Source organism: Mycobacterium sp. (genome assembly GCF_046095365.1).
GTDB lineage: Bacteria > Actinomycetota > Actinomycetes > Mycobacteriales > Mycobacteriaceae > Mycobacterium.
The window spans coordinates 47,293-73,295 of the sequence record NZ_JBJTJF010000203.1 but is presented as its reverse complement, the minus strand read 5'-3'; the positions used below and the strand labels follow the sequence as shown (position 1 = coordinate 73,295).

The window sequence follows — 26,003 nt, the reverse complement described above, 5'->3', positions numbered from 1 at the left end:
ACGGGATCACCGGCCGGATATTCGCCGCCGCCGGCGGATTCGTCGGCCGCTTCGACCGGCCCGCCCCGGCCCCGCTGGCCTACCGCGACCACCGCGACTCACCGCCCTGGACGCTGGCCGACATCGACCGGATGCTGCGGTGAGCCCGACCCTATGCTCGAGGACATGGCCTCTGTATTCACCATGATCATCAACGGCGACCTGCCGGGCCGCTTCGTCTATGAGGATGACGACGTCGTCGCGTTCCTGACCATCGAACCGATGACCCCGGGGCACACCCTGGTCGTGCCGCGGGCCGAGGTGGACAACTGGCAGACCGTCGGTCCGGAGTTGTTCCACAAGGTGACCGACGTCGCCCAGCGGATAGGCAGGGCGGTGTGCGCCGCGTTCGGCGCGGAACGCGCCGGGATGATCATCGCCGGCCTGGAGGTCCCGCATCTGCACCTGCACGTATTTCCGGCCTACAACCTGACTGATTTCGGCTTCGCCAACGTCGACCGCGATCCGTCGCCGGAGTCCCTCGACGACGCCCAGGCCAAGATCAAAGCCGCACTGGCACAGCTGGACTGATCAACCGACGCCGGAACCGGCAACCCTCCCCGGGCGCCGTCGTCACCGACACCCGGCCGCCGTGGGCGCGCACCAGGGAATCCACGATCGACAGACCCAGTCCGGTGCCGCCGCTGGCACGTCGGTGCCGACCCGCAACGTCACCCACGCGGCCGGTCGGTGTGCTGCGGGGCGTTGGCCATCAGGTTGGCCAGGGTCTGGCGCAGTCGCGCCTCGTCGCCGGGCACCTCGGGAGTTCCCGGGCCGTCGAAGAAGCCCTGGAGACGCTGTGAGATTCCTGTGAGGGCGAACTCGGACGTTCTCCCGGCCGGCCGCCCTACACTTGCACCATGGATTTCGCGAAGCTGCTGGTAGACATCGCGATCACGCCGGCCCGGGTGGGCCTGGCCGCGGCCGATGCCGGACTGGACGTCGCCGAGGCGGCCATCACCCTTGCCAGGCGCAGCCTCGGTGACACCACGGTGGCCTCGGCCGGCGAGTCCGTCGCCCACCTGCTCGGCATCGACGAGACCATCGAACGCGCGAACCGCTTCGCCTCGCTGCTCGACGAGGACGCCCCGTTGGGCAAGGCTCTCGCCCCGGACGGCGCCATGGACCGGCTGCTGCAGCCGGGCGGGCTGGTCGACCGGCTCACCGCCCCGGACGGTCTGCTCGACCGGCTGACCGCCCAGGGCGGCGGGGTCGACCGGGCGCTGGCACCCGGTGGGCTGGTGGACCAACTGCTCGACGAGAACGGTCTGATCGAGCGCCTGCTCGCCGAGGACGGACTGGCCGACCGGCTTCTGGCCGAGGGCGGGGTGGTCGAGAAACTGACCGCCAAGAACGGGCCGCTCGAGCAGTTGGCCCTGGTGACCGAGTCGCTCAACCGTCTCGCCCCTGGAATGGAGGCCCTCACCCCAACCGTCGAGGCCCTGAGTGACGCCGTGGTCGCGATGACCCGGGTGGTCGATCCGCTGAGCAATATCGCCGAACGCATCCCGATGCCGGGGCGCCGCCTCTGGCCGTTCGGAGACAACGACGAATGACCCGATAGGCTGACTGCGGCCGGGGCCGGAGGGGAACCGCCGCCGCCATGCCTCCTTAGCTCAGTGGTAGAGCACTCGCCTTGTAAGCGAAAGGTCGTCAGTTCAATCCTGACAGGGGGCTCGTCATCGCTCGCCGCAGATCGGCTGGTCGTGGCGTCCCGACGGGAATGCAACGTCAATTATTTCGCGGATGGCGGCCCCGGCTGCTAACTTACCCCCGACACTCGACCGGGAGAGGAGCCGCTGTGACCGTCGCCGTAACGCGCCCGCAGCAGCCCGGTGAGCCGCTGGGCCGGGCGCGGGCTCAGCGCGAACAGCTGACTCGTCTCCTGCGGGGCCTGGCAGCCAGACTCGACGAACTGGACCGCGAATTGGCCGACCTGGCCTGGCGCCGGGGCCGCCCGAGCGCGGCTCTCGGTGAAATGCTGTGCGAGCGAACAGCTTTGGAGGCCGAGCGCAGTCAGCTCACCGCCCGGCTGGGCGGACTGGCCGACCGGCTCAAGGTCATCGACGGGGCCCTGTCCCACGACGGCGATCTGCCGGGTGCGGCGCGGGTCGGCATGTGCCCGTACTGCGGCTACCCGACCCTGGGATCGGGCCTGTGTGCTTTCTGCAGGCCGCACCTGGCTCGTTGACCGCTACGCCGGACCGATCCGCTCGGAGTCGTAGATCAGCAACTGACCGTTGCGCGAAACCACACTGAGCCAACGGTTCTCGGTGTCGACCCGGCCGTCCCGCAACACATATCGGAGGGTGGCCACGACGCTCGTCGCATCCCTCGGTGAGACCGAGAGCACCGATACCGACTGGATCGTCGACCAGAAGCCCAGATAGTCGTCGAATCCGTTGCGCTGCTGATAGTTGATGTCCAGTTTGTTCCAGGCGGTCCGGGCGTTGCCGGGAAGGTCGGCGTAGAAGCCGTTCACCAGATTCCTCATGGCATCGAAGGTCACCGGCGCCGCCGTGCCCGACGGGGAGGTGGTCACCGTCGTCGTCGGCGTCGTCGGTGTCGTCGTCGCCGATGACGTCGTCGGCGGCCGTGAGGTCGACGTGATCGCCGGTGCGGTCGTGGCGGCCGGCTGCTGGCGGGGCCAGATCGCGAGAACCAGCGCAGCGAGGACTGCCACCAGGGCGAAGCCGGCCAGTATCCACGGCCACCGGGACGGCGCGGCGGCCAACGGTGCCGGGTGTTCGGGGACGGGAAGCGGCGCGGGAAGTATCGCGGTGTGCTGTTCGGGCACCGGCGGCGGGGCCCCGGCGTCACGCGACAGCGGGCGGGGCCCGGCCGGCGGCATCGGCACCGGCGGGGGCGTCGGCGCCGACCCGTCGACGGCAAGACGCAACGCGGTCGCGAACTCCGTGCAGGTCCGGAAGCGATCCCGCGGGTTCTTCGCCAGCGCCCTGGCCATCACCGGGTCGAGCCGGGCCAGCGCCAGCCGGGAATCCCCGAGCCGAGGCGGCGGGGCGTTGAGGTGCTGACCGATCACGACCGCGGGGTTCGACGAGCCGAACATCGGCGTTCCGGTCAGCAGGTGATAGGCGGTGGCTGCAAGTGCGTATTGGTCGGCGCGGCCGTCGAGGGCCGAGCCCATGAGTTGCTCCGGAGATGCGTAGTTGACCGTGCCGACGGTCATGTTCGTCTCGGTCAGCCCGTGGCTCTCCGCGGTGTCCCGGGCGATACCGAAGTCGGCCAGCACGATCCGGCGCCGGCCGCGCTCCGGGTGGGTCAGCAGAATGTTCGGCGGCTTGACGTCACGGTGCAGCAGGCCCCGGGCGTGGGCGTAGTCGAGTGCGTCCGCCACCGCTGCCACGATCTCTGCGACCTCCCGCGGCGGCATGCCGTCGGGGTAGCGGTCGCGCAGCAGCCGGCCCGCGTCGGGCCCGTCGATGTAGTCCATCGAGATCCACAGCTGCCCGTTGAACTCGCCGCGGTCGTGAATCCCGACGATGTGCGGGTTGTACAGGGAGGCGGCCAGTTCGGCCTCACGGTTGAACCGGGCCCGAAACTCGTCGTCCGCGGACATCTCGGCGGGCAGGATCTTCAGTGCATCCTGCCGGGGAAGCCGCGGGTGCTGGACCAGATAGACCTCGCCCATGCCGCCGAATCCGAGCGGGCGCAGGATCTGAAAGCCGGCGAACACCTCGCCATTGGCCAGCGGCATGGGCGCCAATGCTACCGCCCGGAGGCGCGGGCGCCTCAGACTTCGTCGGCGTCCTGCGGCCTGGTGCGGAACATGTCGCGATCGCCGAACGACGGCCGGCGCAACTGCTGATGGCCGTGGACCCCCTCGGCGTACGCGGTTTCGGCGTGCTGGGTGAAGTCGACACCGCTGGACTCGTCCTCGGCGCTCAGCCGGAAGCCCATGACTCGGTCGATCAGTCTGGCCAGAACATAACTGGCGGTGAACGCGTAGCAGGCCACCACGACCATTGCCAGCACCTGCTTGCCCAGCTGGTCGAGGCCGCCTCCGTACAGCAGGCCCTGCGGGCCGCCGGTCATCACCGCCGTGGCGAGCAGGCCGATCAGCAGCACCCCGACCACACCCCCGACGAAGTGGACGCCGACAACGTCCAGCGAGTCGTCGTAGTTGAGTTTGAACTTCAGCCCGACGGCGAACGCACACACCACCCCGGCGACCAGACCGACCACCGCGGCACCGAGGATGCTGACGGTGCCGCACGACGGCGTGATCGCAACCAGGCCCGCGACCACGCCCGAGGCCGCGCCGAAGGTCGTCGGCTTCCCGTCCCGGATCTGTTCCACGCCAAGCCATCCCAGCATTCCCAGGCAACCGGCGACGAGGGTGTTGAGGAACACGGCCGAGGCCAGACCGTTTGCGGCCAGCGCCGAACCGGCGTTGAAGCCGAACCAGCCGAACCAGAGCAGGCCGACTCCGAGCAGAACGAACGGGAGATTGTGCGGACGCATGGCATCGACCTTGAAGCCGATCCGCGGACCCAGCACCAGCGCCAGCGCCAGGGCCGAGGAGCCGGAGACGATCTCGACCACCAGTCCGCCCGCGTAGTCGAGCACACCCATCTTGAACAGCCAGCCGTCCGGCGCCCACACCCAGTGCGCGACAACGGCATACACCACAACCGACCAGACCGGCACGAAGACCATCCACGACGCGAACCTGGCCCGGTCGGCGATCGCGCCGCTTATCAGCGCCGCCGTGATGATCGCGAAGCTCAGTTGGAAGGTGGCGAACAGCAGTTCAGGTACCGGACCGTGCGCGGTCTGCGGCCCGATGCCCCGCATCCCGACGTGGTCCAGTCCGCCCAGCAGGCCCCCGGTGGACCCCTCGGAGAACGCCAGGCTGTAGCCGACCGCCAGCCAGGCCACCGTCACCAGGGGGATCGAGATGAAGCTCATCATGATCATGTTGAGCACACCGGTGGTTCGCACCATGCCGCCGTAGAAAATCGCCAGGCCCGGCGTCATCAGCAGCACCAGGGCCGTACTGGTCAACAGCCAGGCGGTGGCTGCGGGGTCGATGTCCAACTCGGTCAACTCCTTCGACGGTTCGTCGTCGACGAGGATGTCGGGGTGGTGTTTCAGTTGCGGGGCGGAGTTGTTTCAGCCATGTTTCGCCCGGGGTCGCCAGGGCAGGCCCGGCGTCACCAGCCCGCGGAGCCGGGGCCGCCCTTGAACGGGCCGGCCACACCGCTGGTGATCCAGCCGCCGTAGAAGCCCCCGGGCTGCGGTGTGACCGTCTCGCCGTTCACGGTGCAGCGATCGACCTGCCCGGCCATCACCGCCACAGCACCGGCGATCGGCGCGAACCCGGGCGTGGGGTTGGGGTAGCTCCACGCCGCCTTGCGGGCGACCGCGGCCTCGGTCACCAGATCGAAGTAGCGGGCCTGGCCCTTCCATTCGCACCACGACGTGCCCGGGGCGTCTCGCAGGACGCCGTCTCCGAAAGCCGCCCGCGGCAGGTAGTAGGTCGGCGGGTGGCTGGTTTCCAGCACCCGCCAACCGGTGTCGGTGCGGGCGATCACCTCGCCGCCGAGTTCGACGGTGATCAGCCCGGCGAACTCCTCAAGCCGGGGCGGGCGGGGGTAGTCCCACACCGATTCCTGTCCCGGGCCCGGCTCCTGCGGCTGCGGTCGCATCACGGCATCTGACCTCCCATCGAACCCGGTGTCAGACCACGCCGCGCAGCCCGTCGGGACCGAAAACCGGCTCCAGCATCGCCGACATGTCCGGACCGCGTCGCAACCCGTGCCCGCCGTCGACGTTGATGACCTGACCGGTGATCCACCCGGCCTGGTCGGAGAGCAGGAACATCGCGAGATTCGCGACATCGGTGACCTCGCCGATCCGCGGCAGCGGCGTGCACTTCCGGTAGTCCGCGCTGACCTCCGGCGAGTCCAGGATCACCTGGACCAGATCGGTCCGGATCAGCCCCGGCCGGATGGCGTTGACCCGAACCCAGGACGGCCCCAGTTCGTCGGCCGCCAGCATCATCAGATGGTCGAGCGCGGACTTGGTCACGCCGTAGGCGCCGAACCAGCGATGGACGTTGCTGGCCGCGATCGAGGAGATCCCGACGAACGACCCGCCCCCGGATCGGACCATCTGGCGCGCGGTGTGTTTCAGGACGTACATGGTCCCGTTGACGTTGAGATCGACGGTACGGCGCCAGCCTTCGGAATCCATCTGGGTGACCGGCCCGATGGTCTGCGAGCCGCCCGCGCAGTGCACCACGCCGTGCAGCCGGCCGTGCCATGCGGTGGCGGCCTCGACCAGTTCGGCCACCCGGTCCTCGTCGGTGACATCGCCGGTCTCCGGGCGGACACGGCCGGCGGCATCGGTGTTGATCGACTCCGCCGCCGCCGCCAACCGCTCGGTGCCGCGCCCGACGATCACCACCTGCGCCCCGGCCCGGGCCAGACCGGCCGCCACGCCCAGCCCGATACCGCTGCCGCCCCCGGTCACCAGGTAGGTCCGGTCAGTGAACGAGAGCTGCATACCGGCCTCCGAAGTCCCAGGTGATACCCGACCGGCTTCACATTAGTATCGGTTGTAACGCCCTGATGAGCCGTGCCGACAACAGATTGACCGCACCGCGCCCATTCCCCGGGGCTGACCACGAACAAGAAAGCGTGACCATGGCCACTCTCACCGTTTCCGCGCAGCGCGTGCTACTGGCCGGGGGCTTCGCCGTCGCCGCCGCAGCCGCCCCGATCCTCATCTCCCTGGCCGCACCGGACGCTCCCCCGGCGCCGGCGCTGGCGACCTGTCCGTCGACTGAGGTCCTCGACCCCGTGTCCGGCGCCTGCAAACCCAAGACGGACGTGGTCGCCGAGTCGACCAGTCCGATCGAGCCCGGGGTCACCGGCCTGGCCCCCGGCTCGATCACCGGGTCGGGGAATTCCGGGAGCGTCGGCCAGCTCCCGGAGATCAACGGCATTCCGTGCAACGGCAGCAACACCGGTCTGTGCATGGGGCTGCAGCAGGAGAACGCCAACGAGGCCCTGACCCCCAACTCGCCCTACGGCGGACCGGGTTAGGCACGTCGCCGGCGTCGGCCCGCGGCGAGGCCGACATGCCCGGCGTCCAGGCGGCTCTTATCAGCCGATAAGGCTCCCCGGCCCGCTGTGACCTAGAGTTGAGACATGCCTGCCAAACCCGATCCCGCGGAGATTGACGACGTCGAGGCGCTGGCCGACAGCACCGCCCGCCAGGCCCGTCGCGTGGTCGCCGCCTACGCCACCGACGCCGACGAGTGCCGGGTGTTCCTCTCGATGCTCGGCATTGGGCCCTCAAAGCTCGAGGCCTAGTGTCCGCCGGAGCCGCCGGGAACTCCGACTTCGTGGTGGTCGCCAACCGGCTGCCGATCGACATGGAGCGCCTGGACGACGGCACCACCAACTGGAAGCGCAGCCCCGGGGGGCTCGTCACCGCCCTGGAACCGCTGCTGCGCAAACAGCGCGGGGCCTGGATCGGCTGGCCGGGCATCGCCGACGGTCCCGAGGAACCGATGGTCCAGGACGGCCTGAGGCTGTTCCCGGTGCGGCTCAGCGAGCAGGATGTCGCCGAGTACTACGAGGGGTTCTCCAACGCGACGCTGTGGCCGCTCTACCACGACGTGATCGTCAAGCCGCTCTATCAGCGCCAGTGGTGGGACCGCTACGTCGAGGTCAACCGCCGCTTCGCCGAGGCGGCGTCCCGCGCCGCGGCCCCCGGAGCCACCGTGTGGGTGCAGGACTACCAGCTGCAGCTGGTGCCGAAGATGCTGCGGGAGTTGCGGCCCGACCTGACCATCGGGTTCTTCCTGCATATCCCCTTCCCTCCGGTGGAACTGTTCATGCAGATCCCGTGGCGGGCCGAGATCATCGACGGTCTGCTCGGCGCGGATCTGGTGGGTTTCCATCTGCCCGACGGCGCACAGAACTTCCTCTACCTCGCGCGGCAACTGGCCGAAGTCGAAACCACCCGCGCGACGGTTGGCGTGCGGTCCCGGCTCGGCGAGGTCCGGCTGGCCGATCGCACCGTCAGAGTCGGCGCATTCCCCATCTCGATCGACTCCGCCGAACTGGACCGTCAGGGCCGCAACCGTGAGATCCGCCGGCGTGCCAGACAGATCCGCGCCGAGTTGGGCAGCCCGCGGAAGATCCTGCTCGGAGTCGATCGCCTGGACTACACGAAAGGTATCGACGTCCGGCTGGCGGCGGTTTCCGAACTGCTCGCCGAGGGCCGGATCAAAGGTGACGACACCGTTTTCGTCCAGTTGGCAACCCCGAGCCGGGAGCGCGTCGACGGCTACCGGATCCTGCGCAACGAAGTCGAGCAACAGGTCGGCCACATCAACGGCGAGTACGGCGAAGTCGGCCACCCGGTGATCCACTACCTGCACCGGCCGGTGCCCCGAGACGAACTGATCGCGTTCTATGTGGCCGCCGATGTCATGCTGGTGACTCCCCTGCGGGACGGGATGAACCTGGTGGCCAAGGAGTACGTCGCCTGCCGCAGCGATCTCGGCGGCGCCCTGGTGTTGAGCGAATTCACCGGTGCGGCAGCCGAATTGCGCCAGGCCTACCTGACCAACCCGCATGATCTGGAAGGGGTCAAGGACACGATCGAGGCCGCCCTCACCCAGACGCCTGAGGAGGGCCGGCGCCGGATGCGGGCGTTGCGCCGACAGGTGCTCACCCACGACGTGGACCGTTGGGCCCACGCCTTCCTCGACGCGCTGGCGCAGACCAAGTCGGGCACTTCGGCGTGAGCGGAAGCCTTCAGTCGCCCATCAGTCCGATGACGCCGAAGTTGCGGTCGGGTTCGCGCTCGGCGAAGTAGTCCCGCATCGCCGCACTCAGCGCCTGCGGATCCCAGGCCTCGCCGTCGGCGTGGAAGCGGTGCTCGGCGGTCGGCGCGGCCACCAGCGTGACCGTCGGTCCGTAGACGACGAACAACTGGCCGTTGACGTGATCGGAGGCCGGGGAGGCCAAAAAGCGCACCAGGCTGACGACGTGCTCCGGTGCCAGCGGGTCGATCCCGCCGTCGGCCGGATCCGGGGCGTCCCCGAAGACCTCCGCGGTCATCGCGGTGCGGGCCCGCGGGCAGATGGCGTTGGCCCGCACCCCGAAGCGGCCGAGGGCCTTCGCGGCGGTCAGGGTCAGCGCGGTGATACCGGCCTTGGCCGCACCGTAGTTGGCCTGCCCGGCCGGCCCGGACAGGCCCGCCTCCGAGGACGTGTTGATCAGCCGGCCGTACACCGAACCGCCGGCGTCCTTGGCCTTCGCGCGCCAGAACGCCGCGGCGTTGCGGGTCAGCAGGAAATGGCCCCGCAGGTGCACGGCGATCACCGCGTCCCAGTCCTCGTCGGTCATGTTGAACAACATCCGATCGCGGGTGATCCCGGCGTTGTTGACGACGATGTCCAGACCCCCGAGGCGCTCGGCGCAGGACACGACTTCATCAGCGGTGGAGCGCAGGCTGACATCCCCGGTGACGGCGACCCCGGTGCCGCCCGCGGCGGCGATCTCGGCGAGAACGTCGGAGGCGTCCAGGGCGCCGGGCATGTCGTTGACGACCACCGTCGCGCCGGACCGGGCCAGGCCGATCGCCTCGGCGCGGCCCAGACCGGCGGCCGCGCCGGTCACCACCGCCACCCGGCCGGACAGATCGGTCGGGCCGCCTTGTTGAGCAGTCAATTCGTGACGACCTCTAGTCCCGCCGGCTCAACGCCGCCCGCGGGCACTCGGCGATCGCCTGTTCGGCCAGGGCCTCCTGGTCGGCGGGGACGGGGTCGGCGGTGACGACCGCGTACTCGTCCTCGTCGAGTCGGAAGAGCTCCGGCGCGATCCCCACGCAGATGCCGTTGCCCTCACACCGGTCCCGGTCCACTACGACACGCATGACTCCTCCTTGGTCGCTCCCGGCCAACCATACGGCCGAAGACGTCAGCCGCTGGTCACAACCTCTGCTGGATTCCAAGACTAGAACGTGTTACAACAAAACCAGCCGGCGGGTCGCCGAGCAGCCCAACACCAACCGGAGGTCGCAGGCGATGCGGATCAGCTACACCCCGGAACAAGAGGACCTGCGCCGCGAGCTGCGGTCGTACTTCGGCCGGCTCATGACACCGGAGCGCCAGGAGGCCCTCTCCTCCACCGCCGGCGGCGAGATCGGCATCGGCAACGTCTACCGCGAGACCGTTGCCCAGATGGGCGAGGACGGCTGGCTGGCTCTCGGGTGGCCGGAGCAGTACGGCGGCCAGGCCCGGTCGGCCATGGAGCAGTTGATCTTCACCGACGAGGCGGCCATCGCCGGCGCCCCGGTGCCGTTCCTGACGATCAACAGCGTCGCCCCGACCATCATGGCCTACGGCACCGAGGAGCAGAAGACGTTCTATCTGCCCAGGATCGCCGCCGGCGAGATCCACTTCTCGATCGGCTACTCCGAACCCGAGGCCGGTACCGACCTGGCGAACCTGCGGACCTCCGCGGTCCGCGACGGCGACGACTACGTGGTCAACGGCCAGAAGATGTGGACCAGCCTGATCCAGTACGCCGACTATGTCTGGCTGGCGGTGCGCACCAACGCCGAAGCCAAGAAGCACCGCGGGATCTCGGTCCTCATCGTGCCCACCGACGTCGAGGGTTTCTCCTGGACCCCGGTGCACACCATGGCCGGGCCGGACACCAGCGCGACCTACTACTCCGACGTTCGGGTGCCGGTCGCCAACCGGGTCGGCGAGGAGAACGGGGGCTGGAAGCTGGTCACCAACCAGCTCAACCACGAGCGGGTCGCGCTGGTGTCGGCGCAGCCGATCTTCACCGCGCTGACCCAGGTGCGGGAGTGGGCGCAGAACACCAAGGACGCCGGCGGTGCCCGACTGATCGACGCCGAGTGGGTTCAGCTGAACCTGGCCCGCGTGCACGCCAAGGCCGAGTACCTCAAGCTGATCAACTGGGAGCTGGCGTCCTCCGCCGACGAATCGCCCTCGCCGGCGGATGCCTCGGCGGCCAAGGTGTTCGGCACCGAGCTGGCCACCGAGGCCTACCGGCTGCTGATGGAGATCCTCGGCCCGTCGGCCACCCTGCGGCACGACTCGCCCGGTGCGCTGCTGCGGGGGCGGCTGGAACGAATGCACCGATCCTCGCTGATCCTCACCTTCGGAGGCGGCACCAACGAGGTCCAGCGAGACATCATCGGCATGGTGGCACTGGGCCTGCCCCGCAACCGCTGAGAGGAGCAGGCATGGATTTCACCAGAACCGAAGCAGCGCAGGACCTTTCCGGGCTTGTGGTCACCATCGTCGACGCGGTCTGCACCCCGCAGCACCACCGCGGCCTCGACCAGCTGGACCAGCGCCTGGACACGACGCTGTGGCGCAAGCTCGCCGACGCCGACGTCCTCTCCACCGCCGCCCCCGAGTCCGTCGGCGGGGGAGGCTACGGCGTCCTGGAGCAGACGGCCGTCCTCACCGCCCTGGGACGCCGGCTGGCCGCAGTGCCGTACCTGGAGTCGGTGGTGCTGGGCGCCGGCGCGCTGGCCCGCTTCGGGTCGCCCGCGCTGGCACGTGAATGGGCGGTGCCGGCCGTGGCCGGGACGAAGATCCTGACGGTTGCCCTCGACGGCGAGCTGGGACAGGGACCGGTCCGGGCGACCGCCTCCGGCGAGGGGTTCCGGCTGACCGGCGTGCGCACCCAGGTGCCGTTCGGCCCGGTCGCCGACGCGTTCATCGTTCCAGCCGAAACCGACTCGGGCACAAAGGTCTTCCTGATCACCGCCACCGATCCCGGGGTCTCGGTGACCAGCCTGCTGACCACCGGGCTCAACAGTTCCGGTGAGCTGGAACTGGCCGGGGTGGAGGTGGACGAGGGCAGGGTGATCGGGGACTGCGAGACGCTTTCCTGGCTTGCCGCGCGGCGGGCCGTAGGACTGTCCGCCTATCAGCTCGGCGTGCTGGAACGGGCGCTGGAGCTCACGGCCGAGTATGCGCGGACACGCGAACAGTTCGACCGCCCGATCGGCAGCTTCCAGGCCGTCTCCCAGCGACTGGCCGACGACTACATCGACGTCAAGGGCCTGCGACTGACCCTGGAACAGGCCTCCTGGCGGCTCTCCGAGGACCTCCCGGCCGACGCTGAGGTTGCCACCGCCGCGTTCTGGGCGGCCGAGGCCGGGCATCGCGTCGCCCACACCACTGTCCACGTGCACGGCGGGGTCGGCATCGACATGGACCACCCGGTGCACCGCTACTTCATCACCGCCAAGCAGACCGAGTTCGCCCTGGGCGGCGCATCCGCACAGTTGCGGGCGATCGGTCGGGAGCTGGCCGACACCCCGGCCTAGTGTTTCCCACCGTCACCCGCCTCCTCGAGCCCCTGGCCGAGGTCGACGACCGGGGCATCGCTGCCGATGACGGCTCGTACTCCAGCTGGCGCCAACACATTCAGACCGGCGCCGACCTGGCCGCGTTGTTGCGCTCGCGGCTGAATCCAGACCGACCCCCGCATGTCGGCGTGCTTCTGGGCAACACCCCGCTGTTCTCCGCGCTGCTGGTCGCCGCCGCCCTCGGCGGGGTTGTCCTGGTCGGCCTCAATCCGACACGGCGGGGTATCGCGCTACGCCGGGACATCAGCCACGCCGACTGCCAGTTGGTGCTTTCAGACGGTGAAACAGGTTCGTACGGAACCGGATTCCGGCCGCCCGGGATGCCGGTCGTCGACGTGTCCTCACCGGCGTGGCACGACGAACTCGCCGGCCACCGGCAGTCCCCGCTGCGCCTCCCGAGCAACACCCCGGACGATCTGTTCATGCTGATCTTCACCTCCGGAACCAGCGGCGAACCCAAAGCCGTGCGCTGCACGCACGAGAAGGTCGCCGGCCCGGGCGTGATGCTCGCCGAACGGTTCGGCCTGGGGCCCCCGGACGTCTTCTACCTGTCGATGCCGCTGTTCCACTCCAACGCGGTGATGGCCGGCTGGGCCCCCGCCGTTGCCGCCCGGGGATCAATCGCGTTGCGGCGCAGGTTCTCGGCGTCTCAGTTCATGCCCGACGTCCGGCGCTTCGGGGCGACCTACGCCAACTACGTCGGCAAACCGATGTCCTACATCCTCGCGACCCCGCGGCGAGCGGACGACGCCGACAACCCGCTGCGGATCATGTACGGCAATGAAGCCGCCCCCCGCGACATCGGCCGCTTCGCCGAACGGTTCGGCGTCAGGGTCATCGACGGTTTCGGCTCCAGCGAGGGCGGGGTGGCCATCGGACGCACTCCGGACACCCCGGAGGGGTCGCTGGGCCCGCTGCCGCCGGACGTCGGAATCGTCGACACCCAGACCGGCGCACCCTGCCCGCCCGGAGTGGTCGGCGAACTGGTCAACCTGGGCGGCCCCGGGCAGTTCCGCGGCTACTACAAGGACCCGCGGGCCGAGCAACAGCGGATGGCGGGGGGGATCTATCACAGCGGGGATCTCGCGTTCCGCGACGAGTCGGGCTTCGTCTACTTCGCCGGCCGATTGGGCGACTGGATGCGGGTGGACGGCGAGAACCTGGGCACCGCGCCGATCGAGCAGGTGCTGCTGCGCTACCCCGGGGTGAGGGAAGTCGCGGTGTACGGCGTCCCCGACCCGGCGGTCGGGGACCGGGTCATGGCGGCGATCGTGCTCGACGAGGGCGCGGTCTTCGACCCGGCCGTGTTCGGCGGGTTCCTCGCCGAACAGGCCGACCTGGGCCCCAAACAGCGACCCTCGTTCGTGCGGGTGGCCGCCTCCCTGCCCCGGACCGAGACGTTCAAGGTGGTCAAGCGGCTACTCGCGGCCGAGGCGCTGGACTGCGGCGATCCGGTGTTCGAGCTCTAACCGACCATCGACGGCATGACGGCTTCGATCAGGTGCGGCCCGGGTTCGGCGAAGGCCCACCGCAGTGCCTCGGCAAGTTCCCCGGCGCTACCCGCTCGTCTGGCCGGAACCCCCATACCCTCCGCCATCCGCACGAAATCCATTGTCGGCGAGTTCAAGTCGAGGAGCGCCTCGGCCCTGGCGCCGGTCGGCTGATCCGGAGCCTGGGCTCCCACGCGCTGCAATTCGATGCGCAGGATGTCATAGGCGTGGTTGGCGTAGACGACCGTGGTGATGTCCAGCTTCTCCCGCGCATGGGTCCAGAGTGCGGAGATGGTGTACATGGCCGACCCGTCGGACTCCAGGCACAGCACCGGTCTCGACGGCTCGGCCATCGCCGCGCCGATCGCAACCGGCAGCCCGAACCCGATGGACCCCCCGGTCAGTGTCAGCCAGTCGTGGGCGGGCGCGCCGGCGGTGGTCGCCGGCAGCAGGAACCCGGAGGTGTTGGACTCGTCGACGACGATCGCGCGCTCCGGCAGCAGGGCGCCGATCACCTCCGCGGAGGTCTGCACGGTCAGCGGACCCGACGGCAGTTGCGGCCGCGCCGCGGGCGCGGGGGTGGCCACGGCGCCCGGAGCCAGCCGGTCGGCGAGGTCGCTCAGCGCCGCTGCCGCGCCCACCGGACCGGCCAGCCGGTGCACCGCACAGCCCTCGGGGACCAGATCGCTGGGCTTGCCGGGGTAGCCGAAGAACGTCACCGGCGACGCCGCCCCGGCCAGGATCAGCTGCCGGGTGCCGTCGAGTTGGGCGGCAGCGGCCTCTCCCAGGTAGGCGATTCGCTCCACGGCGGGAATTCCGGCACCCCGCTGCAGGCGGGTGGGGAACGTCTCGCAGAACAACCTCGCACCGAACTCGCCGGCCAGCCTGGCGGCCGCGCCCAGACCCGCCGCACGGGTGGCGTCCCCACCGACCAGGATGACCGTCGGCTCACCGGAGCGCAGCGCATCCTCGACGCCGGAGAGCTCGACCGGGTCGCGGTAGTGCTGCGGCGCAACGGGTTGGGCCGGTGCGGCGCCCTCCTGCCAGGAGACGTCGGCCGGCAGGATGAGGGTGGCGATGCGCTGCTCGGCCCTGGCGAAGGCGAGGGCGTCGAGGGCGTCGGCGGCGACCTGCGACGTCCGCATCGTCCGGCGCACCCAGCCCGAGACCGTGCCGGCGACGGAGTCGATGTCGGACTCCAGCGGCGCGTCGTAGCGCTTGTGGTAGGTGGCGTGGTCGCCGACCACCACCAGCATCGGCACCCGGGCCCGGCGGGCGTTGTGCAGGTTGGCCAACCCATTGCCCAGACCCGGGCCGAGGTGGAGCAGCACCGCGGCGGGCTGCCCCGACATCCGCGCGTAGCCGTCGGCAGCACCGGTGGCCACGCCCTCGAAAAGGGTCAGCACGCCGCGCATTTCGGGCACGGCGTCCAGTGCGGCCACGAAGTGCATCTCCGACGTGCCGGGGTTGGCGAAACAGACCTGCACACCGTTGTCGACCAGCGTCGTGATCAGTGCGCGCGCCCCGTTCACGTCAACCGCCCCGCATCTCGTCGAGCCGCCGGGTCGCGGCGTCGAAGCCCGCCACCAGATCGGCGACGATCTGCGCGGCCGGGCGGATCTCGTTCATCCGGCCGACGATCTGGCCCGCCGGCATCGCCACCGCGGTCGGGTCCTGCGACAGGCTCATCCGCCGATGGGCCTCGGCCACCAGGACGTTCTGCAACGGCATGGGCAGCGGTTCCGGGGCGCCCTCGGCATCCCAGGCGTCGGTCCACCGGCTCTTGAGCAGCCTGGCCGGCTTTCCGGAGTAGATGCGGCGGCGCACGGTGTCACTGGACGTCGCCGCCAGCAGGGCCTGCTGGATCGCCGACGGACCGCCGCCCCGGGCGCCGAGGTCGTACTCGGCGGCGGTCAGGAACGCCGAGCCCATCCATACGCCCGACGCCCCGAGTGCCAGGGCGGCGGCCACCTGCCGCCCGGTGCCGATACCGCCGGCCGCCAGCACAGGTATGTCGCCGACAGCGTCGACGACTTCGGGCACCAGCACCATGGATGCGATCTCCCCGGTGTGCCCGCCGGCCTCGTAACCCTGCGCGACCACGATGTCCACGCCGTTGCCGGCATGCCGGCGGGCATGGGCGGCCGTTCCGGCCAGTGCGGCGACCGGGACCCCGGCGGCGTGGGCCTGTTCCAGGACGTCGGCCGGCGGTGAGCCGAGCGCGTTGGCGATCAGGCTGATCCGGTGGCCCATCGCCACCTCGACGTGGGAACGGGCGACCGAGTGCAGCCAGCCCAGCACGCCCTCGCTGCCCGGGCCGTCGTCGGGTAGCGGCGGCACGCCGAGATCGGCCAGGGTCTTGGCGACGAAGTCGCGATGGGCCGGCGGGATGAGTCGGCCGATGTCGAGCGTGCTGCCCTCGGTGGGCATCGTCGCGGGCATCACCACGTCGACGCCGTAGGGCTTGCCGAGGGTGTTGTCGTCCATCCAGCTGAGCACCGACTCGAGCTCGTCCGGCTCGTTGAACCGCACGCAGCCCAGCACCCCCATTCCTCCGGCCCGGGTGACCGCGGCGGCGACCTTCTCCGACGGGGTGAAAACGAAGATCGGGTACTCGATGTCGAACCGGTCGCAGAGTTGGGTGCGCATCAGCGACTCCCGCCGTGTTTGGCGTGCCCCTCGTCGGCGGGTCGCCGCCTGGTCTGTTCGGTGGCCCAGGTGTAGTCCGGCTTGCCCGCCGGTGAGCGTTTGATCTCGTCGACGATCCAGAGGCTGCGCGGAATCTTGTATCCGGCGATCGCGGTGCGCACGAAGCGGTCCAGTTCGGCCAGCGCCGGACGGCTGCCCTTGCGCGGTGCCACCACGGCGGCCACGTGCTGTCCGTATCGTTCGTCGGGCACGCCGACAACCAGGGCGTCGAACACATCGGGGTGGCCCTTGAGGGCGGCTTCGACCTCCTCGGGGTAGACCTTCTCTCCGCCGGTGTTGATCGAGACGGATCCCCGGCCGAGCATGGTCACCGTGCCGTCCTCCTCGACCATCGCGTAGTCGCCGGGAATCGCGTAGCGCACCCCGTTGATGGTGCGGAAGGTCTCCGCGGTCTTCTTCTCGTCCTTGTAGTAGCCGACCGGGATGTTGCCGCGCTTGGCCAGGATGCCGCGGACACCCGAGCCGGGCCTGACCTCGTTGCCCTCGTCGTCGAGGACGACGGTGTTCTTGTCGATGGCGACCCGCGGGCCGCCCGCCTGAGTCTGACCCTTGGCGACGATGCTGGTGCCGCCGAACCCGGTCTCCGAGGAGCCGATCGAGTCGGTGATGACCCGGTTGGGCAGCAGTTCCAGAAAGCGGTCCTTCAGACTCGGGGAGAACAGCGCGGCGGTGCTGGCGAGCAGGAACAGCGAGGACAGGTCCCGGTCGGCCGCGGCGGTCTCCAGCGCGTCGAGCAGCGGTCGGCCCATCGCGTCGCCGGTGAAGAACAGCAGGTTCACCTTGTTCCGCTCGATCGAGCGCCATACCTCGTCGGCGTCGAATTCCGGTGCCAGAACGACGGTCTGGCCGGCGAACAGCGCCATCCAGGTGGCCGACTGGGTGGCACCGTGGATCATCGGCGGGATCGGGAAGCGAACCATGGGCGGGCCGGCGGCGGCCTGTTTGGCGTGGTCGTACTCGTCGGCGACGAACTGACCGGTGGCGAAGTCGGTGCCGCCGAGCAGCACCCGGTAGATGTCCTCGTGCCGCCACATGACGCCTTTGGGGAAACCGGTGGTGCCACCGGTGTAGAGCAGGTAGATGTCGTCGGGGCTGCGCGCACCGAAGTCGCGTTCCGGTGATCCCTGGGCGATCGCCTCGTAGAACTCCACGCCGCCGTACCGGCGGAAATCCGTGTCGCTGCCGTCCTCGACGACGAGCACGGTCTTGACGTCGGGTACCTCGGCCAGCACGCTGGCGACCCGGTCGGCGTACTGCCTCTCGTGCACCAGGGCGACCATGTCGGAGTTGTCGAACAGGTAGCGCAACTCCGCCTCGACGTAGCGGTAGTTGACGTTGACCAGAATCGCGCCCGCTTTGACGATGCCGAGCATCGCGATGACGATCTCGATCCGGTTGCGGCAGTACAGGCCGACCTTGTCGCCCTTCTGCACTCCGTGGTCGATGAGGTAGTGGGCGAGGCGGTTCGCCTTCTCCTCCAGTTGGGCGTAGGTGATCTGCTCGTCACCGCAGATCAGAGCGACCCGATCGGGCACGGCGTCGATGGCGTGCTCGGCGAGGTCGGCGATGTTGAGGGCCACGGAACCTAAATTAGAACCTGTTACAGTTCTCCACAAGTGCGACCGGAAGGCAGGCGACCATGGCCCCCGAAAGTGCCCATGCCCTGATCGAGCAGCGCGGGCACGTTCTGATCGTGACGATGAATCGCCCCGAGTCGCGCAACGCACTGTCCGGCGAGATGCTCTCGATCATGGTCGAGGCCTGGGACCGGGTCGACAGCGATCCGGAGATCAGGGTCTGCATCCTGACCGGGGCGGGCGGCTACTTCTGCGCGGGGATGGATCTCAAGGCGGCGACCGCCAAGCCGCCCGGGGACTCCTTCAAGGACGGCAGCTACGACCCGTCGCGCATCGACGGTCTGCTCAAGGGACGGCGGCTGACCAAGCCGCTGATCGCGGCCGTGGAGGGCCCGGCCATCGCGGGCGGCACCGAGATCCTGCAGGGCACCGACATCCGGGTGGCCGGGCGGAGTGCGAAGTTCGGCATCTCCGAGGCGCGCTGGAGCCTCTACCCGATGGGCGGGTCGGCGGTGCGCCTGGTGCGCCAGATTCCGTACACCATCGCCTGCGATCTGCTGCTGACCGGCCGCCACATCACCGCCGGGGAGGCCCTCGAGTACGGGTTGATCGGCCATGTGGTGCCGGACGGTGAGGCACTGGACAAGGCGCTGGAGATCGCCGGGATGATCGCGGCCAACGGTCCGCTGGCGGTGCAGGCGATACTGCGGTCGATCCGGGCGACCGAGGCCATGCCCGAGGACGAGGCGTTCGCGATCGACACCCGGATCGGTATCGAGGTGTTCCTCTCCGAGGACGCCAAGGAGGGCCCGCTGGCCTTCAAGGAGAAGCGCCCGCCGCAGTTCAAGATGCGCTGACCTGCCGTCGAAGGCGCGCCTATCAGGCCAGCACCGGCTGCGACGGGGTGAACACCACCGGCATCCTCTCCAGGCCGCTGACGAAGTTGGCCGGCCGCAGCGGCAGCGGGGAGTCGTCGGCCAGACGCAGGTCCGGCAGCCGCTGAAGGATCCTGCGCAGCATCGTGGTCAGCTCGAGTCTGGCCAGCTGGTTGCCCAGACAGAAGTGCGTGCCGAAGCCGAACGCCAGATGGCTGTTCGGGTTGCGGTCGATCCGGAAGTTCTCCGGGTCGCCGAACACCGCCTCGTCGAAGTTGGCCGACTCGAACAGCAGCAGCATCTTCTCGCCCGCACGCAACTGCGTGCCGTGGAACTCGTTGTCCCGCATCACGGTTCGCGCCATGTTCTTCACTGGAGCGGTCCAGCGAAGCATCTCCTCCACGGCCCCTGCCACCAGAGCCGGGTCGGCCAGCAGTCGCCGCCACTGGTCGGGACGGCGCAGCAACTGCTCGACTCCGCCGGTCAGCGTGTGACGGGTGGTCTCGTCGCCGCCGATCAGGATCAGCAGCGTCTCGAAGACGATCTCGTCGTCGCTCATCCGCTGGCCGTCCACCTCCGAGTTCACCAGGATGGAGAACAGGTCCCCGGTCGGCTCGGCCCGGCGCTTGAGGGTGGTCTGCATCGCGAAGCCCTGGTAGCCGGCGAACGCCTCCATCACCGCCTGAAGCGCCGCGGCGTCGGCGCTGGCACTGAGTCCGCATACCAGGTCGTCGGACCACTTCAGCAGCGTCGCCCGGTCCTCCGGCAGCACGCCGAGCATGTCGCCGATGACCGCCATCGGCAGCGGAGCCGCGAGGTCCCGGACGAAGTCGCACTCGCCGCGCTCGCAAACGGCGTCGATGAGGGTGTCGCACAGCGTTTCGATGCCGGCGGCCTTGTCCGTCAGCTGCTTTCGGGTGAAGCCGGCGTTGACGAGCTTGCGGCGCAGCAGGTGCTCGGGGTCGTCCATGTCGATCATGTACGGCATCGCCGGCTGATCGGGCCGGATGCCGCCGGTGTTGGAGAAGACCTCCGGGTTCCGTTCGGCGTCGAGCACCGCCTGGTAGGTCGCAGCGGCGGCCAGACCGTTGCGGTCGCGGAACACCGGTTCGTTGGCACGCATCCAGCGGTAGGCGCCGCCGGCCGACCCGTCGGCGAAGAACGCGCCGTCGGTGAGGTCCACGTCCGGTCTGGTACTCATCGGCCGGCCCCTTCCGGTTCTTCCGCCGCACTCACCCGGCGGTTTAGGGTGGTGACATGCCCGCGGCCCGGTACACGATCGCCGGCACGGTGCTGACCATGCCGGTGCGGGTCCGCAAGGCCGACGTGCACACGGCGATGTTCTCGGTGCCCGCCGACGCCGCCCAGCGTCTCATCGACTACAGCGGTCTGCAGGTGTGCCGGTTCCGGCCGGGCCGTGCGGTGGTGACGCTGATGCTGGCCCGCTACACCGACGGAGACCTCGGCCGCTACAACGAGTTCGGCACCTGCGTGATGGTCAACCCGCCCGGTTCGAACGCCGGCGGCCTGCGGACCCTGGCCGGCGCGGCGGCCTTCATCCACCATCTCCCGGTCGACCAGTCCTTCACGCTGGAGGCCGGCCGCGCGATCTGGGGCTTCCCGAAGATCATGGCCGACTTCACCGTTCGCGACGGCGGCGGCCACGGCGCGTTCGGCTTCTCGGTGTCCGAGGGCGGATCGCTGATCGCAAGCATGGATTTCAGCCGCGGCCTGCCGATCCCCTCGCTGCGCTCGGACCCCGCGGTCCTCAAGACCTACGCCTTTGCCGACGGAACCACCCGCGAGGTGCCGTGGGAGATGCGGAACTCCCGGGTGCGGCTGCGCCCGGGCGGCGCCCGGTTGCGACTCGGAGACCACCCCTACGCCAGGGAACTGGCCGCCCTCGGCCTGCCGAAGCCGCCGATGGTCTCCGGCTCGGTCGGCAACGTGGAGATGACCTTCGGCGACGCCGCGGTCATCGCTCACACCCCACGCTGAGCGCCCTGTCGCCACCCGGCCAATCTAGAACGTGTTCTAACGGCGTCGCAAGGCCCGCTCAGAGCAGGCCCGCCAGGTCGCGGATCTGCTCGGGGCTCCGGGCGCCGATGACCATCATCGTCACGCCGGCCGCCTCCCACAGGGCGATCTGCTTACGGACGTAGTCGACGTCGCCGACGATCGCCGAGTCGTCCACCAGTTCGTCGGGGATGACGGTCGCCGCCTCCTCCTTCCGCCCGGACCGGAACAGCCGGGTGACGTCCTCGACGACGTCGGAGTAACCCATCCGCCGGTAGACGTCGGCGTGGAAGTTGGTGTCCTCGGCGCCCATGCCGCCCATGTAGAGGGCCAGGAACGGCTTGATCATCTCCATCGTCGCGGCTCGGTCCTCGGTGACGACGACCTGTGCGGTTGCGCAGATCTCGAAGTCGGTGCGGCTGCGTCGGGCCCCGGGCCGGGCGAAGCCCTCGTCGAGCCATTCGTTGTACATGCCGGCCAGCCGCGGGGAGTAGAAGATCGGCAGCCAGCCGTCGCAGATCTCGGCAGCCAGCGCGACGTTCCTGGGACCCTCGGCTCCCAGCATGATCGGGATGTCGGCGCGCAGCGGATGCACGATCGGCTTGAGCGCCTTGCCCAGGCCGGTGGTGCCCTCGCCGCTCAGCGGCAGCGGGTAGTGCGGGCCGGGGCTGGTGACCGGTGCCTGCCGCGCCCAGACCTGACGCACGATGTCGATGTACTCGCGGGTGCGCGCCAGCGGTTTGGGGAAACGCTGGCCGTACCAGCCCTCGACCACCTGCGGGCCGGAGACGCCGAGGCCGAGAAGGTGCCGGCCCCCGGAGAGGTGGTCGAGAGTCAGCGACGCCATCGCGCACGCGGTCGGCGTCCGGGCCGAGAGTTGCACCACCGAGGTGCCCAGCCGCATCCGCACCGTCTGGCGGCCCCACCACGCCAGCGGGGTGAACGCATCCGAGCCCCACGCCTCGGCGGTGAACACGGTGTCGAAGCCCGCCTCCTCGGCCGCGGCCACCAGTTCGGCGTGGTTGGCAGGCGGCTGCGCGCTCCAGTACCCGAGTTGCAGACCCAGCTTCATGAGGCGTCCTCGTTCCGTCCTTGCGAGCGTTCTTAGAACCTGTTCTACTCGAAGCCGTGAGCGTCAGCCAGAGCACCACTCCTGCTGTCAGAGCCCTGATAGATTCCCACGAACCCCCGCTCTCCGCTCCGCTGACACTGTCATTCGACTACAAGCGTTCGGTCGGCCCGACGCTGAGCGCCTTCTTCACCGCCCTGCGCGAGCGGCGCATCGTCGGGGTTCGCGGCACCGACGGACGGGTGCACGTACCCGTCGTCGAGTACGACCCGGTCAGCTGTGCGCGGCTCACCGAGATCGTGCCGGTCGGCAGCGTCGGAACCGTGCTGTCGTGGACCTGGCAGTCCGAGCCCCTGGAAGGCCAGCCGCTGGACCGGCCGTTCGCGTGGGCGCTGATCAAACTCGACGGCGCCGACACCCCCCTGCTGCACGCGGTGGACGGCCAGGTGCGTACCGGTGACCGGGTGCACGCGCACTGGGTGGACGAACCGGTGGGCGCGATCACCGACATCGCCTGCTTCGCCCCCGGGGACACCCCGGAACCGGTTCCCGGCACGATCGACGACCGCGACCCGATCGCGATCATGGAGGTGCCGGAGTTCCTCCGGGTGCAGCACAGTGCGTCGCGGCCGGAGAGCATCTTCCTGCGCGCCCTGCAGAACGGCACACTGCTGGGCGCCCGGTCCGGCGACGACGGCAAGGTGTACTTCCCGCCGCGGGAGGCCGACCCCGCCACCGGCAGGGAACTCGACCAGTTCGTCGAGCTTCCCGACAGGGGCGTCGTCACGACCTTCGCCATCATCAACATCCCCTTCCCCGGGCAGCGCATCAAACCCCCGTACGTGGCGGCCTACGTCCTGCTCGACGGTGCCGACATCCCGTTCCTGCACCTGGTCACCGAGATCGACGCCGCCGACGTCCGGATGGGCATGCGCGTGGAGGCGGTCTGGAAACCGCGGGAGGAAAGGGACTTCGGCATCGACAACATCGACTACTTCAGGCCGACCGGGGAGCCCGACGCCGACTACGACACCTACAAACAACACCTTTAGGAAGCCACGATGAGAGACGTCGCGGTCGTCGGCTTCGCCCACGCCCCGCACCTGCGCCGAACAGACGGCACCACCAACGGCGTCGAGATGCTGATGCCGCTTTTCCACCAGGTGTACGGAGAACTGGGCATCAGCCAGAAAGACATCGGGTTCTGGTGCTCGGGGTCCTCGGACTACCTCGCCGGACGCGCGTTCTCCTTCCTCAACGCGATCGACGCGATCGGCGCCGTCCCGCCGATCAACGAGTCACACGTCGAGATGGACGCGGCGTGGGCGCTCTACGAGGCCTACATCAAGGTGCTCACCGGCGAGGTCGACACCGCACTGGTCTACGGGTTCGGCAAATCCAGTGCCGGCACCCTGCGGCGCGTCCTCGCCCTGCAGACCGACCCGTACACGGTGGCCCCCCTGATGCCGGATGCGGTGTCGATGGCCGGCCTGCAGGCCCGGTTCGGGCTGGACAACGGCAAATGGACTCAGGAGCAGATGGCTCAGGTGGCGCTGGATTCCCTTGCGGCCGCCCCGCGATCCGACTCGGTGAGGCCGGCCGACAGTATCGACGACCTGCTGAGCCGGCCGTTCTTCGCCGATCCGCTGCGCCGGCACGATATCGCGCCCATCACCGACGGCGCTTCTGTGGTCGTGATCGCCGCCGACGGCCGGGCCCGCGAACTACGCGAAAGACCGGCTTGGATAACGGGTTTCGAGCATCGCATCGAGACGCCGGGGCTCGGTGCCCGCGATCTGACCACCTCACCGTCGACGACGGCCTCGGCTGAGGCAGCCACCGGCGGTGACACCGGCGCTATCGACGTGGCGGAGATCTACGCTCCGTTCACCCATCAGCATCTGATCCTGGCCGAGGCGATCGGGCTGCAGCCGTCCACGAAGATCAACCCCTCCGGGGGCGCACTGGCCGCAAACCCGATGTTCTCCACCGGACTGGAGCGCATCGGGTTCGCCGCCCGGCACATCTTCGACGGATCGGCGCAACGGGTACTGGCTCATGCGACGAGCGGTCCGGTGCTGCAACAGAATCTGGTCGCCGTGCTGGAGGGACGGAATGCCTAAGCACCTCGCCGCCGTCATGGGTACCGGTCAGACGAAGTACGTCGCCGCGCGCCACGACGTCTCGATGAACGGCCTGGTCCGGGAGGCCATCGACCGGGCGCTGGCCGACAGCGGTTCCACCCTCGAGGACATCGATGCCGTGGTGGTCGGCAAGGCGCCGGACTTCTTCGAGGGCGTGATGATGCCGGAGTTGTTCATGGCCGACGCCCTGGGCGCGACGGGCAAACCGCTCATCCGGGTCCACACCGCCGGTTCGGTCGGCGGCTCGACCGGCGTGGTGGCCGCCAGCCTGGTGCAGTCCGGAAAGTACCGCCGGGTTCTGGCGGTCGCCTGGGAGAAGCAATCCGAGTCCAACGCGATGTGGGCGCTGTCGATTCCGGTCCCGTTCACCAAACCGGTGGGCGCCGGGGCCGGCGGCTACTTCGCGCCGCACATCCGGGCCTACATCCGCCGGTCGGGCGCCCCTTCGCACATCGGGGCGATGGTGGCTGTCAAGGATCGGCTCAACGGGGCCCGAAACCCGTTGGCGCATCTGCGGCAACCCGACATCACCCTGGAGAAGGTGCTGGAGTCCCCCATGCTGTGGGACCCGATCCGTTTCGCCGAAACCTGCCCGTCCTCCGACGGGGCGTGCGCGGTGGTCATCGGGGACGAGACGACCGCCGACCGCCGCGTTGCACAGGGACACCCGGTGGCCTGGGTGCATGCCACCGCCCTGCGAACCGAACCGATCGCCTACTCCGGGCGCGATCAGGTCAATCCCCAGGCCGGCCGGGACGCCGCCGCCGCGCTGTGGAAGGCGGCCCGCATCAGCAGTCCGATCGACGAGATCGACGTGGCGGAGATCTACGTCCCGTTCTCCTGGTTCGAGCCGATGTGGCTGGAGAACCTCGGCTTCGCCGCCGAAGGCGAGGGCTGGAAGCTCACCGAGGCCGGCGAGACCGCGATCGGGGGACTGTTGCCGGTCAACCCTTCCGGCGGGGTGCTGTCGTCGAATCCCATTGGCGCATCGGGATTGATCCGCTTCGCCGAGGCCGCCATCCAGGTGATGGGCGGTGCCGGCGAGCACCAGGTGCCCGGTGCCCGCAAGGCGCTGGGCCACGCCTACGGCGGGGGCTCTCAGTACTACTCGATGTGGGTGGTCGGGGCCGACAAGCCGGCGGCCTGAGCTACTCGACGGGACGCAAACCGTCGATGTACCGCTGGGCCAGGTCGCGGTAAGCCTGCGGGTTCGCCTCCACCCAGACCTCGGAGCGGGTGCCCGCGATCGGGCCCTTGACCTTCGCCGGCGCGCCGGTGACCAGCACCTCGGGGGGAATCTGGGTTCCGCCCACCACCAGGGATTGCGCCGCGATAAGGCTGCGCGCACCGATGACCGCGCCGTCGAGGATCGTGCAGTGGTTCGCGACCAGCGCCTCGGCCCCGATGTGCGCGCCGTGCACGGTGCACATGTGGGCGATGGTGGCGCCCGGCCCCACATCGACCGGGATTCCCGGCGGCGCGTGCAGAACCGAACCGTCCTGAACGTTGGCGCCCTCCCTGATCACCACCGGGGCGTAGTCGGCGCGCAGCACCACGTTGAACCAGACCGATGCACCCGCCTCGACGGTGACGTCTCCGACAAGGACGGCGGTCGGGGCGACGAAGGCGGTGGGATCGACCTTGGGCGATCGGCCCTCGAAGGAGTACATCGGCATCGT

Annotated in this window: 26 protein-coding genes, 1 tRNA gene and 1 pseudogene; 15 read left to right on the top strand and 13 right to left on the bottom strand. The window is 69.5% G+C overall.

The genetic code is table 11. The features are described 5' to 3' along the window. The first annotated feature begins 165 nt into the window (after positions 1-165). Entirely contained in the window at positions 166-570 is a 405-nt protein-coding gene (locus tag ACKOQ4_RS16010; RefSeq protein WP_526293568.1) for an HIT family protein, read from the top strand. Here the strand turns inward: ACKOQ4_RS16010 and ACKOQ4_RS16005 are convergent. Continuing rightward, positions 542-818 (bottom strand): annotated as a pseudogene (locus ACKOQ4_RS16005) (sensor histidine kinase); the annotation flags it as partial. The gene ACKOQ4_RS16010 and the pseudogene ACKOQ4_RS16005 overlap by 29 nt on opposite strands. Before the next feature lie 81 nt (positions 819-899). On the opposite strand from ACKOQ4_RS16005, the gene ACKOQ4_RS16000 reads away from it, so the two are divergent. The 3 genes from ACKOQ4_RS16000 (at position 900) to ACKOQ4_RS15990 (ending at position 2,230) form a co-directional block, all read left to right on the top strand. Beyond that, positions 900-1,595 carry a hypothetical protein gene (locus ACKOQ4_RS16000; RefSeq protein WP_526293567.1) on the top strand — a complete coding sequence of 232 codons (696 nt, stop codon included), beginning with the start codon at positions 900-902 and terminating at the stop codon, positions 1,593-1,595. A gap of 49 nt (positions 1,596-1,644) precedes the next feature. Then, positions 1,645-1,716: transfer RNA gene (locus ACKOQ4_RS15995), tRNA-Thr, on the top strand. 124 nt (positions 1,717-1,840) lie between these two features. Continuing rightward, positions 1,841-2,230 (top strand): hypothetical protein, encoded by a 390-nt coding sequence (locus ACKOQ4_RS15990; RefSeq protein WP_526293566.1) that lies wholly within the window; start codon positions 1,841-1,843, stop codon positions 2,228-2,230. Between the two features lie 3 nt (positions 2,231-2,233). Here ACKOQ4_RS15990 and ACKOQ4_RS15985 read toward each other — a convergent pair whose 3' ends face one another. From ACKOQ4_RS15985 to ACKOQ4_RS15970, 4 genes are all read right to left on the bottom strand, one after another. After that, a complete protein-coding gene (locus ACKOQ4_RS15985) occupies positions 2,234-3,757 on the bottom strand; it encodes a serine/threonine-protein kinase (RefSeq protein ID WP_526293565.1) in 1,524 nt (507 codons plus the stop codon). 35 nt (positions 3,758-3,792) lie between these two features. Further along, a complete protein-coding gene (locus ACKOQ4_RS15980) occupies positions 3,793-5,100 on the bottom strand; it encodes an ammonium transporter (protein ID WP_526293575.1) in 1,308 nt (435 codons plus the stop codon). A gap of 116 nt (positions 5,101-5,216) precedes the next feature. Beyond that, positions 5,217-5,711, bottom strand: a complete 495-nt coding sequence (locus ACKOQ4_RS15975; protein ID WP_526293564.1) for a DUF427 domain-containing protein — start codon at positions 5,709-5,711, stop codon at positions 5,217-5,219. Between the two features lie 31 nt (positions 5,712-5,742). Then, a complete protein-coding gene (locus ACKOQ4_RS15970) occupies positions 5,743-6,570 on the bottom strand; it encodes an SDR family oxidoreductase (protein ID WP_526293563.1) in 828 nt (275 codons plus the stop codon). A gap of 140 nt (positions 6,571-6,710) precedes the next feature. On the opposite strand from ACKOQ4_RS15970, the gene ACKOQ4_RS15965 reads away from it, so the two are divergent. From ACKOQ4_RS15965 to ACKOQ4_RS15955, 3 genes are all read left to right on the top strand, one after another. Continuing rightward, complete coding sequence (locus tag ACKOQ4_RS15965; RefSeq protein WP_526293562.1) at positions 6,711-7,112, top strand: intersectin-EH binding protein Ibp1; 402 nt, start codon at positions 6,711-6,713, stop codon at positions 7,110-7,112. Positions 7,113-7,217: 105 nt separating this feature from the next. Next, positions 7,218-7,382: a hypothetical protein gene (locus ACKOQ4_RS15960; RefSeq protein WP_526293561.1), complete on the top strand. Its 165-nt coding sequence runs from the start codon at positions 7,218-7,220 to the stop codon at positions 7,380-7,382. Further along, a complete protein-coding gene (locus ACKOQ4_RS15955; RefSeq protein ID WP_526293560.1) occupies positions 7,382-8,827 on the top strand; it encodes an alpha,alpha-trehalose-phosphate synthase (UDP-forming) in 1,446 nt (481 codons plus the stop codon). The genes ACKOQ4_RS15960 and ACKOQ4_RS15955 overlap by 1 nt, the downstream gene beginning before the upstream one ends. 10 nt (positions 8,828-8,837) lie before the next feature. On the opposite strand, the gene ACKOQ4_RS15950 is transcribed toward ACKOQ4_RS15955, so the two are convergent. After that, positions 8,838-9,755, bottom strand: coding sequence for a 3-oxoacyl-ACP reductase (locus tag ACKOQ4_RS15950; protein WP_526293559.1), 918 nt, complete (start codon positions 9,753-9,755; stop codon positions 8,838-8,840). A 13-nt stretch (positions 9,756-9,768) separates the two neighbouring features. Next, positions 9,769-9,960, bottom strand: coding sequence for a ferredoxin (locus ACKOQ4_RS15945; RefSeq protein WP_526293558.1), 192 nt, complete (start codon positions 9,958-9,960; stop codon positions 9,769-9,771). Between the two features lie 151 nt (positions 9,961-10,111). Here ACKOQ4_RS15945 and ACKOQ4_RS15940 point away from each other — a divergent pair, with 151 nt between their 5' ends. From ACKOQ4_RS15940 to fadD17, 3 genes are read left to right on the top strand one after another with little or no spacing between them, the layout of a single operon-like run. Further along, positions 10,112-11,293: an acyl-CoA dehydrogenase gene (locus tag ACKOQ4_RS15940; protein WP_526293557.1), complete on the top strand. Its 1,182-nt coding sequence runs from the start codon at positions 10,112-10,114 to the stop codon at positions 11,291-11,293. An 11-nt stretch (positions 11,294-11,304) separates the two neighbouring features. Beyond that, on the top strand, positions 11,305-12,402 hold the full coding sequence (locus ACKOQ4_RS15935; RefSeq protein WP_526293556.1) for an acyl-CoA dehydrogenase family protein: 1,098 nt from the start codon (positions 11,305-11,307) through the stop codon (positions 12,400-12,402). Further along, positions 12,402-13,913, top strand: coding sequence for a long-chain-fatty-acid--CoA ligase FadD17 (gene fadD17, locus ACKOQ4_RS15930; RefSeq protein ID WP_526293555.1), 1,512 nt, complete (start codon positions 12,402-12,404; stop codon positions 13,911-13,913). Before ACKOQ4_RS15935 ends, fadD17 begins: the two co-directional genes overlap by 1 nt. Here fadD17 and ACKOQ4_RS15925 read toward each other — a convergent pair. From ACKOQ4_RS15925 to fadD19, 3 genes are read right to left on the bottom strand one after another with little or no spacing between them, the layout of a single operon-like run. Beyond that, positions 13,910-15,466: an acetolactate synthase large subunit gene (locus ACKOQ4_RS15925; RefSeq protein WP_526293554.1), complete on the bottom strand. Its 1,557-nt coding sequence runs from the start codon at positions 15,464-15,466 to the stop codon at positions 13,910-13,912. The genes fadD17 and ACKOQ4_RS15925 overlap by 4 nt on opposite strands. Position 15,467: 1 nt before the next feature. Then, positions 15,468-16,583: an NAD(P)H-dependent flavin oxidoreductase gene (locus ACKOQ4_RS15920; RefSeq protein ID WP_526293553.1), complete on the bottom strand. Its 1,116-nt coding sequence runs from the start codon at positions 16,581-16,583 to the stop codon at positions 15,468-15,470. Further along, the gene (gene fadD19, locus ACKOQ4_RS15915) at positions 16,583-18,259 is read right to left on the bottom strand and encodes a medium/long-chain-fatty-acid--CoA/3-oxocholest-4-en-26-oate--CoA ligase (protein WP_526293551.1); all 1,677 of its coding nucleotides are present in this window, start codon (positions 18,257-18,259) and stop codon (positions 16,583-16,585) included. Before fadD19 ends, ACKOQ4_RS15920 begins: the two co-directional genes overlap by 1 nt. Before the next feature lie 23 nt (positions 18,260-18,282). Here fadD19 and ACKOQ4_RS15910 point away from each other — a divergent pair, with 23 nt between their 5' ends. Then, positions 18,283-19,077, top strand: coding sequence for a crotonase/enoyl-CoA hydratase family protein (locus tag ACKOQ4_RS15910; RefSeq protein ID WP_526293549.1), 795 nt, complete (start codon positions 18,283-18,285; stop codon positions 19,075-19,077). 22 nt (positions 19,078-19,099) lie between these two features. Here the strand turns inward: ACKOQ4_RS15910 and ACKOQ4_RS15905 are convergent, their stop codons facing one another. Beyond that, positions 19,100-20,296 carry a cytochrome P450 gene (locus tag ACKOQ4_RS15905; protein WP_526293547.1) on the bottom strand — a complete coding sequence of 399 codons (1,197 nt, stop codon included), beginning with the start codon at positions 20,294-20,296 and terminating at the stop codon, positions 19,100-19,102. A 56-nt stretch (positions 20,297-20,352) separates the two neighbouring features. On the opposite strand from ACKOQ4_RS15905, the gene ACKOQ4_RS15900 reads away from it, so the two are divergent. Then, positions 20,353-21,093: an acetoacetate decarboxylase family protein gene (locus ACKOQ4_RS15900; RefSeq protein ID WP_526293544.1), complete on the top strand. Its 741-nt coding sequence runs from the start codon at positions 20,353-20,355 to the stop codon at positions 21,091-21,093. Between the two features lie 58 nt (positions 21,094-21,151). On the opposite strand, the gene ACKOQ4_RS15895 is transcribed toward ACKOQ4_RS15900, so the two are convergent. Beyond that, the gene (locus ACKOQ4_RS15895) at positions 21,152-22,183 is read right to left on the bottom strand and encodes an LLM class F420-dependent oxidoreductase (protein WP_526293542.1); all 1,032 of its coding nucleotides are present in this window, start codon (positions 22,181-22,183) and stop codon (positions 21,152-21,154) included. Between the two features lie 56 nt (positions 22,184-22,239). On the opposite strand from ACKOQ4_RS15895, the gene ACKOQ4_RS15890 reads away from it, so the two are divergent. From ACKOQ4_RS15890 to ACKOQ4_RS15880, 3 genes are read left to right on the top strand one after another with little or no spacing between them, the layout of a single operon-like run. Further along, complete coding sequence (locus ACKOQ4_RS15890; RefSeq protein ID WP_526293541.1) at positions 22,240-23,232, top strand: Zn-ribbon domain-containing OB-fold protein; 993 nt, start codon at positions 22,240-22,242, stop codon at positions 23,230-23,232. 9 nt (positions 23,233-23,241) lie between these two features. Next, entirely contained in the window at positions 23,242-24,303 is a 1,062-nt protein-coding gene (locus tag ACKOQ4_RS15885; RefSeq protein ID WP_526293539.1) for a beta-ketoacyl-[acyl-carrier-protein] synthase family protein, read from the top strand. After that, positions 24,296-25,471, top strand: a complete 1,176-nt coding sequence (locus tag ACKOQ4_RS15880) for a thiolase family protein (protein ID WP_526293537.1) — start codon at positions 24,296-24,298, stop codon at positions 25,469-25,471. The genes ACKOQ4_RS15885 and ACKOQ4_RS15880 overlap by 8 nt, the downstream gene beginning before the upstream one ends. A 1-nt stretch (position 25,472) precedes the next feature. Here the strand turns inward: ACKOQ4_RS15880 and ACKOQ4_RS15875 are convergent, their stop codons facing one another. Then, a complete protein-coding gene (locus ACKOQ4_RS15875; protein WP_526293574.1) occupies positions 25,473-26,000 on the bottom strand; it encodes a gamma carbonic anhydrase family protein in 528 nt (175 codons plus the stop codon). Between the last annotated feature and the right edge of the window lie 3 nt (positions 26,001-26,003).

What these genes read in the sequence shown, in the direction of transcription:
- ACKOQ4_RS16010 (WP_526293568.1), top strand. Translation starts at nt 166, where the DNA reads ATGGCCTCTGTATTCACCATGATCATCAACGGCGACCTGCCGGGCCGC.
- ACKOQ4_RS16000 (WP_526293567.1), top strand. Translation starts at nt 900, where the DNA reads ATGGATTTCGCGAAGCTGCTGGTAGACATCGCGATCACGCCGGCCCGG.
- ACKOQ4_RS15985 (WP_526293565.1), bottom strand. Translation starts at nt 3,757, where the DNA reads ATGCCGCTGGCCAATGGCGAGGTGTTCGCCGGCTTTCAGATCCTGCGC.
- ACKOQ4_RS15975 (WP_526293564.1), bottom strand. Translation starts at nt 5,711, where the DNA reads ATGCGACCGCAGCCGCAGGAGCCGGGCCCGGGACAGGAATCGGTGTGG.
- ACKOQ4_RS15970 (WP_526293563.1), bottom strand. Translation starts at nt 6,570, where the DNA reads ATGCAGCTCTCGTTCACTGACCGGACCTACCTGGTGACCGGGGGCGGC.
- ACKOQ4_RS15965 (WP_526293562.1), top strand. Translation starts at nt 6,711, where the DNA reads ATGGCCACTCTCACCGTTTCCGCGCAGCGCGTGCTACTGGCCGGGGGC.
- ACKOQ4_RS15960 (WP_526293561.1), top strand. Translation starts at nt 7,218, where the DNA reads ATGCCTGCCAAACCCGATCCCGCGGAGATTGACGACGTCGAGGCGCTG.
- ACKOQ4_RS15945 (WP_526293558.1), bottom strand. Translation starts at nt 9,960, where the DNA reads ATGCGTGTCGTAGTGGACCGGGACCGGTGTGAGGGCAACGGCATCTGC.
- ACKOQ4_RS15940 (WP_526293557.1), top strand. Translation starts at nt 10,112, where the DNA reads ATGCGGATCAGCTACACCCCGGAACAAGAGGACCTGCGCCGCGAGCTG.
- ACKOQ4_RS15935 (WP_526293556.1), top strand. Translation starts at nt 11,305, where the DNA reads ATGGATTTCACCAGAACCGAAGCAGCGCAGGACCTTTCCGGGCTTGTG.
- ACKOQ4_RS15920 (WP_526293553.1), bottom strand. Translation starts at nt 16,583, where the DNA reads ATGCGCACCCAACTCTGCGACCGGTTCGACATCGAGTACCCGATCTTC.
- ACKOQ4_RS15910 (WP_526293549.1), top strand. Translation starts at nt 18,283, where the DNA reads ATGGCCCCCGAAAGTGCCCATGCCCTGATCGAGCAGCGCGGGCACGTT.
- ACKOQ4_RS15905 (WP_526293547.1), bottom strand. Translation starts at nt 20,296, where the DNA reads ATGAGTACCAGACCGGACGTGGACCTCACCGACGGCGCGTTCTTCGCC.
- ACKOQ4_RS15900 (WP_526293544.1), top strand. Translation starts at nt 20,353, where the DNA reads ATGCCCGCGGCCCGGTACACGATCGCCGGCACGGTGCTGACCATGCCG.
- ACKOQ4_RS15895 (WP_526293542.1), bottom strand. Translation starts at nt 22,183, where the DNA reads ATGAAGCTGGGTCTGCAACTCGGGTACTGGAGCGCGCAGCCGCCTGCC.
- ACKOQ4_RS15885 (WP_526293539.1), top strand. Translation starts at nt 23,242, where the DNA reads ATGAGAGACGTCGCGGTCGTCGGCTTCGCCCACGCCCCGCACCTGCGC.
- ACKOQ4_RS15880 (WP_526293537.1), top strand. Translation starts at nt 24,296, where the DNA reads ATGCCTAAGCACCTCGCCGCCGTCATGGGTACCGGTCAGACGAAGTAC.
- ACKOQ4_RS15875 (WP_526293574.1), bottom strand. Translation starts at nt 26,000, where the DNA reads ATGCCGATGTACTCCTTCGAGGGCCGATCGCCCAAGGTCGATCCCACC.